General features: G+C 67.5%; 6 protein-coding genes. 4 read left to right on the top strand and 2 right to left on the bottom strand.

Annotation, left to right across the window (positions count from 1 at the left end):
* Positions 1–201: 201 nt before the first annotated feature.
* Positions 202–1,689: a glycerol-3-phosphate dehydrogenase gene (gene glpD / locus AC1DQP_RS14365; protein WP_478051852.1), complete on the top strand. Its 1,488-nt coding sequence runs from the start codon at positions 202–204 to the stop codon at positions 1,687–1,689.
* 38 nt (positions 1,690–1,727) lie between these two features.
* A complete protein-coding gene (gene glpK, locus AC1DQP_RS14360) occupies positions 1,728–3,227 on the top strand; it encodes a glycerol kinase GlpK (RefSeq protein ID WP_457318533.1) in 1,500 nt (499 codons plus the stop codon).
* An 83-nt stretch (positions 3,228–3,310) separates the two neighbouring features.
* Here glpK and AC1DQP_RS14355 read toward each other — a convergent pair whose 3' ends face one another.
* Positions 3,311–4,105 carry a MetQ/NlpA family ABC transporter substrate-binding protein gene (locus AC1DQP_RS14355; RefSeq protein WP_457318532.1) on the bottom strand — a complete coding sequence of 265 codons (795 nt, stop codon included), beginning with the start codon at positions 4,103–4,105 and terminating at the stop codon, positions 3,311–3,313.
* A 122-nt stretch (positions 4,106–4,227) separates the two neighbouring features.
* Positions 4,228–5,193 (bottom strand): helix-turn-helix transcriptional regulator, encoded by a 966-nt coding sequence (locus AC1DQP_RS14350; protein ID WP_256777414.1) that lies wholly within the window; start codon positions 5,191–5,193, stop codon positions 4,228–4,230.
* Between the two features lie 93 nt (positions 5,194–5,286).
* Here AC1DQP_RS14350 and AC1DQP_RS14345 point away from each other — a divergent pair, with 93 nt between their 5' ends.
* A complete protein-coding gene (locus AC1DQP_RS14345; RefSeq protein ID WP_457318531.1) occupies positions 5,287–5,904 on the top strand; it encodes a LolA family protein in 618 nt (205 codons plus the stop codon).
* A gap of 118 nt (positions 5,905–6,022) precedes the next feature.
* Entirely contained in the window at positions 6,023–6,799 is a 777-nt protein-coding gene (locus tag AC1DQP_RS14340) for a DUF481 domain-containing protein (protein ID WP_256777412.1), read from the top strand.
* The last annotated feature ends 37 nt before the right edge of the window (positions 6,800–6,836 follow it).

Genomic DNA, 6,836 nt, shown 5'->3' with positions numbered 1-6,836 from the left:
GGATGGGTTTACGGCGTGTCCTGCAAACTCACAGGCCCCTGCCCTGCCTGGATAGCCGGCGCACTGCCTTTGGCCTTTAGCTTTCGGCCTTTGCCTCGAAAAAACAAAAAAACACCTTTCATTCGCCCTTGTCCCGCCACCCCCGATACTGCGGGCATCGCACTACCGGGGACGGGGATGGAAGGAACCGGAACGGAACCGATGCTCGACCTGCTGGTCATCGGCGGCGGCATCAATGGCGCCGRCATCGCCCGGGACGCGGCCGGCCGCGGCTGGTCGGTGTGCCTGTGCGAACAGGACGACCTTGCCGCGCACACCTCCAGCGCCAGCACCAAACTCATCCACGGCGGCCTGCGCTACCTGCAGTACGGCGAGTTCGGCCTGGTCCGCAAAGCCCTGCGCGAACGCAGCGTCCTGCACCGCCTCGCCCCGCACCTGGTCGTCCCCACCGAGTTCGTCCTGCCCCAGGCCCCGCACCTGCGCCCCGGCTGGATGCTGCAGGCCGGACTGTGGCTGTATGACCACCTCGGCCACGCTGGCGCCGCATTCCCGCGCTCGCAACGACTGGACCTGCGTCGCGACCCGCGCGGCGCCGTGCTGCAGCCCGGCTTCCGCAGCGGCTTCAGTTACGCCGATGCCCGCGTCGACGATGCCCGCCTGGTGCTGCTCAATGCGCTGGACGCCCACGAACGCGGCGCGCAGATCCGCGTGCGCACCCGCTGCGAACAGCTCATCCGCCACCGCGATCACTGGTGGGCGGTACTGCGTAGCGCCGATGGCAGCGTGCAGCGGTTGCGCGCCCGCGCCGTCGTCAACGCCACCGGACCGTGGGCCGGCAATCTGCTCGAACGCGCCGGCATGGATGCGCCGATCGGCCTGCGCCTGGTCCAGGGCAGCCATATCGTTGTACCGCGCCTGTACGCGCACGACAGCGCCTACCTGCTGCAGCAACCGGATCAACGCATCGTATTCGTGCTGCCGTTCGAACAGGACTTCACCCTCATCGGCACCACCGACGTGGATTACCACGGCGATCCTGCGCAGGTACAGGCCGCCGACAGTGAGGTCGCCTACCTGTGCGAGGCGGTCAACCGCTGGCTGCGCGTACCCGTGCAACCGACCGAGGTGGTCTGGACCTACAGCGGGGTCCGCCCGCTGCTGGCCGACCACCATCATGAGGCGGCCAACGTCACCCGCGACTACCGCCTGCAGCTGGACGCCAGCCAGGCGCCGCTGCTCAGCGTGCTCGGCGGCAAGCTCACCACCTACCGGACCCTCGCCGAAGAAGCGGTCGACCAGCTTGGGCCGGTACTGGGACGCAGCGAACCGGCCTGGACCGCCAGCGGGCCTACCCTGCCCGGTGGCGATGGCGGCGATGCGCCCACCGTGCTGGCGCGCCTGCAGTCGCTCTATCCGAACCAGCAGGCGACGCTGCTGGCGAGCCTGGCGCGGCGCTAYGGCACGCGCGCGTCCACCTTGCTCGGGTCGGCGACCACGCCGGCGCAGCTGGGCACGCATTTCGGTGCGGGCCTCTACCAGCGCGAGGTCGACTACCTGATCGGCCACGAATGGGTACGCCAGCTCGACGACCTGCTCTGGCGACGTACCTGGCTGGGCCTGCGCCTGGACGCAGCGCAACGCGACGCGCTGGCGCAGTACCTGCAGCACCGCCTGGCGGCGATGGCGTAGGCTGTGGCGTCACCTCGATTCGTCGTACGGAGCAAGGCATGGACAAGCAGTACGTGCTCGCCATCGACCAGGGCACCACCAGTTCCCGCGCGATCCTGTTCGATCGCAGCGGCCGCATCGTCGGCAGTGCACAGCGCGAGTTCGCCCAGCTGTTTCCGGCACCGGGCTGGGTCGAGCACGACCCGCGCGAGATTCTCACCAGCGTCTATACCACCCTGACCGAGCTGCTCAACCGCGAGCAGGTCCACGCGCGCCAGATCGCCGCCATCGGCATCACCAACCAGCGCGAAACGACCGTGGTCTGGGACAAGGCCACCGGCCAGCCGATCCACAACGCCATCGTCTGGCAATCGCGGCAGAGCCATGCCATCTGCGAACGGCTCAAGGCCGAAGGCCACGAACCGCTGGTGCGCGAGCGGACCGGCCTGCTCATCGATGCGTATTTCTCGGCCACCAAAATCCGCTGGATCCTGGATCACGTGGACGGTGCGCAGGCCCGCGCCGAACGTGGCGAGCTGCTGTTCGGCACCATCGACAGCTGGCTGGTGTGGAACCTCAGCGGTGGCACCACCCACGTCACCGACTACAGCAATGCCGCGCGCACGCTGCTGTTCAATATCCACACCCTGGACTGGGACGAGCAGCTGCTGCAGCTGCTGGATATCCCGCGCGCGATGCTGCCGCAGGTGCGCAGCTCCAGCGAGGTGTATGCCAGCACCCAGTCGCAGTTTTTCTTCGACCAGCGCATCCCGATCGCCGGGATCGCGGGCGACCAGCAGGCGGCGCTGTTCGGGCAGGGCTGCTTCGAACCGGGCATGGCCAAGAACACCTATGGCACCGGCTGTTTCATGCTGATGAACACCGGCAACAAGGCGGTGGTGTCCAACAACGGGCTGCTGACCACGCTGGCATGGGGCATCGACGGGCGTGTCGAGTACGCGCTGGAAGGATCGATCTTCGTCGCCGGCTCGGTGGTGCAGTGGCTGCGCGACGGGCTGCGCATGTTCGGCAAATCCAGCGACTGCCAGGCCTATGCCGAACGCGTGCCCGACACCGGCGGGGTCTACCTGGTGCCGGCCTTCGTAGGCTTGGGCGCGCCGTACTGGCGCAGCGATGTGCGCGGGGCGATGTTCGGCCTGACCCGAGGCACCAGCAAGGAACACTTCATCCGCGCGGCGGTGGAATCGATGGCCTACCAGACCCGCGACGTGCTGGCCGCGATGCAGGCCGATGCCGGAATCGAACTGAAGGAGCTGCGCGCTGATGGCGGTGCGATCGGCAACGACTTCATGGCGCAGTTCCAGAGCGACATCCTGGGCGTGCCGGTGGTGCGCCCGCAGGTGGCTGAAACCACTGCCTTGGGCGCGGCCTACCTGGCCGGGCTCGCCACGGCGTTCTGGGGCAGCCGGGAAGAGATCGCCGCGCAGTGGGCGGTGGACCGGCGCTTCATGCCGCAGATGGCGGTGGACCAGCGCGAGGCGCTGTACGCCGGCTGGCAGCAGGCGGTACAGGCCACGATGGGGTTCCGGGTGGGGTGACGCCGCACGCGGTGTCGATCATTGCCGCGCTGGTAGCTCGCGACCGGCGGTAGGGGCCGACCGTGGGTCGGCCCGCCGTTGGATCAGAACGCCGGCAGAACCGCGCCCTTGTACTTTTCAGCGATGAAGGCCTTCACTTCCGGGCTGGTCAACGCCTTGGCCAGCTTCTGCACGCGGGCATCGTCCTTGTTGTCCGGGCGGGCGACCAGGAAGTTCACGTACGGCGATTCCTTGCTTTCGATCGCCAGTGCATCCTGGGTCGGATTGAGCCCGGCATCCAGTGCGTAGTTGGTGTTGATCAGGGCCAGGTCGACCTGGTCGAGCACGCGCGGCAGCATCGCCGAATCCAGCTCGCGGAACTTGAGCTGCTTCGGGTTGGCGATGATGTCGCGCTGGGTGGCCAGGGCGTTGGTCGGATCCTTCAGCGTGATCAGGCCGGCCTTGTGCAGCAGGATCAGTGCGCGGCTGTTGTTGCTCGGATCGTTGGGAATCACCACGTCGGCGCCGGTGGGCACTTCATCGAGCGACTTGAAGCGGCGCGAGTACGCACCGAAGGGCTCGATATGCACGCCCACGACCTTGACCAGATCGGTCTTGCGGTCGCGATTGTAGGCGTCCAGGTACGGCTCGGTCTGGAAGTAGTTGACGTCCACCTGCTTCTGCACCAGCTGGTCGTTGGGCTGCACGTAGTCGTTGAACACGCGCACGTCCAGCTCCAGGCCTTCCTTCTGCAGGATCGGCTTGACCACCGCCAGGATCTCAGCATGCGGCACGGCGGTGGCGGCCACCACCAGCTTCTGGGAATCGGCGTTGGGCTTGCCGCAGGCGGACAGGGCCAGCGCGGCGACAAGCAGCGGGAGCAGCAGGGTCTTCTTCATGGGGGGCGGTATCCGGGGCATCGATAGCGCCCAACCATACCGTACGCCCCGGCCGTGCGGTATCCATAGCCATATGACCGGCGGGCATGAGCCAAGCGGACGGGCGTCCGCCCGCCGCGCCGTTACTCGTAGTTGGTCAACGCCAGCGCCAGCAGCGCCTTGGCCTGTTCGCGCAGCATCACCGGCTCGATGATCTCCGCATCCGAGCCGTAGTGCAGCACGTCCATCAGCAGCTCGCGCGAGACGCTGTAAGGCACCTTCAACTCGTAGCGACCATCGGCCAGGAAGCGCCCCTGCTGCTTGGAATGCCAGTGTTCGTCGGCCACCCAGCGCGCGGCCTTGGCACTGAACACGATCGTGGCCCAGCCCTTGGGCGGGCCGGAGAAGATGCCGTAGCTGGCGCCCAGCTGTTCGTCCAGTTCGTTGTCATCGACATCGCGGGCCACGGTGTCCACCACCCGCGCCTTGTAGATGCGGTCCACCGCGAAGCTGCGCAGGCCCTCGCGACCGTGGTCCCAGGCGTCCAGGTACCAGTTGTCGCGGTAGTGGGTCATGCGCTGCGGCGAGACCGTGCGCTTGGTCGCCTCATCGGTGGAGCGGGCGCGGTATTCGAAGGCCAGCTGCTTGCGCTCCAGCACCGCCGAGGCCACCGCACGGAAGCTGGCTTCGTCGAACTTGCGGCCACGGTGCGGGATCACCCGGACCCGGTCGACCGGCCAGGTGGAGACCCCGGCCTGGGCCGCGAGCAGGCCTTCGATGCGCTGCTGCAGCGGCGCCAGCACCGAGGACAGCACGCCGCCACCGGTCCGCGCCAGCAGATGCTGGGAGGCCAGCAGCGCATGCAGCTCTTCGGAACTGAGCCACAGCCCCGGCAGTTCGAAGCGGTCGCTCTCGTCGTCCTGGTAGCGGAAGCCGGCCTCGCCGTCGCCCTCCACCGGCGCCATCAGCGCATCGCGCAGGAACGCCAGGTCGCGGTAGACGGTGGCGCGGGAACACTCCAGTTTTTCCTGCAGGGTCGCCACCGTCACCGGATAGCGCGCGGACTTCAGCAGACGATGCAGGGCGTTGATGCGTTCATATCGGTCCATGACCCGATTATGTCCGAGTCGCCGTCGTTGTGGCGGCTCTGGCCGCATCTTGGGCTATCGTGAGGGCCCCAAACCCACCCGTTGCCGCCTGCCATGCGCCTGTTGCCCGCTGCCATCCTCCTGTCCGCGCTGTTGTCCGGCTGCGGGGGCAGCGCCGATCCGGCGGCCACGGCCGCGCCTGCGGCGCCGGGCACGGTGCCGGTCGCGGTCGATCCGGTGCAGGCGGTGCTGAGTGCCAGCCAGCGTTTCGGCCAGCTGCGCAGCTTCCACGCCACCCTGCGCATGCAGGGGCCGCGCACGGTGGAGACCACGATGGACTTCGTCGCCCCGGACCGCTACCGGCTGCAGACCGACGACGGCCCGCAGCTGATCATCGGCGACACCTTCTTCCTGCAGCGTGCCGGTGAAGTGCGCCAGGTGCCGGTGCCACCCGGCCTGCTGGCGCAGTGGCGCAACCCGCTGCCGGCCGATCTTGCCCCGGCCCAGTTGCAGGTGGAGGATCTTGGCACCGAGGCCATCGGCGGGCAGCCGGCGCACAAGTACCGCGTGCGTCACGCCAGCGCCGCGCCGGACGGGATGCTGTACTGGATCAACGCACAGGGCCTGCCGGTGCAGATCGAGCGCGATGGCCAGACCCATGGGCAGACCTACCGGATCACGTTGCGCTACGCGCGTTTCGATGACCCCACGCTGCGCATCGAACTACCCTGAACAGGCGATCTGCCCGAACCCCTGCTAAAGCACGGGGCGATGGCGGAATTACGCGCGGGACGCATCAAGTATCATTCCCCGTTGCCCGTCCCCCACCGTTCGATCCGGAGAACCGTTGATGTCCCTGCGCGTCTCGTTGCTTGTTCCCCTGCTGCTGTGTGCCCCTGTGGCCTTCGCACAGGACACCACCGACCCGGCCGCGATGACCTCGCCATGGAGCGGCAGCGGTGGTGAATTCGGCTTCGCCTCGGCGCGCGGCAACAGCAACACCGAAAGCGCCAACGGCCGCCTGCGCCTGCGCTACACCGACGACGACTGGGTGCACAGCCTGGACCTGTTCGGCCTGCGTTCGCGTTCGGAATACATTGAAACCAACGACGACGGCTCCACCATCAAGCGCAGCAACACCACCGCCAACCGCTATACCGGCAGTGCCGGCAGCGCGCTGCAGCTGGGCGAGCACCGCCAGTTGACCGCCACGGTGCGTTACGAGCGCGATGATTTYGCCACCTACGACCGGCAGAGCTCGTTCGGTCTGGGTTACGGCACCCGGCTGGTGGAAGGCGACCGCTTCTACATGGACGCACAGATCGGCCCCGGTGTGCGTCGCACGCACAACACCGAAGACGATGCCACCCGCACCGGCCTGATCGGTCGTGGCCTGTTCGACGTCAAGTATTCGCTGACCCCCAATACCGACCTGGTCAACACGCTGCTGGTCGAATCGGGCTCGTACAACACCTTCGGCCAGAACGATTTCGGCGTGTCGGTGAGCATGAACGAGCACCTGGCGCTGAAGGCCGGCTGGCAGGCGCGTTACAACAGCGACGTGGCCGAAGACAAGCGCAAGACCGACACGCTGACCACGATGAACGTGGTGTACAAGTTCAAGTGACGGCCGTGGGCGCATCCGCGCCCCCAAGCCCGGCGTC

Source organism: Stenotrophomonas sp. P5_A8 (assembly GCF_056400545.1).
The sequence above is the reverse complement of the archived record's forward strand: the minus strand, read 5'-3'. Positions and strand labels throughout refer to the sequence as shown.

Coding starts and splice junctions, on each gene's coding strand:
- glpK (WP_457318533.1), top strand. CDS start 1,728: ATGGACAAGCAGTACGTGCTCGCCATCGACCAGGGCACCACCAGTTCC.
- AC1DQP_RS14355 (WP_457318532.1), bottom strand. CDS start 4,105: ATGAAGAAGACCCTGCTGCTCCCGCTGCTTGTCGCCGCGCTGGCCCTG.
- AC1DQP_RS14350 (WP_256777414.1), bottom strand. CDS start 5,193: ATGGACCGATATGAACGCATCAACGCCCTGCATCGTCTGCTGAAGTCC.
- AC1DQP_RS14345 (WP_457318531.1), top strand. CDS start 5,287: ATGCGCCTGTTGCCCGCTGCCATCCTCCTGTCCGCGCTGTTGTCCGGC.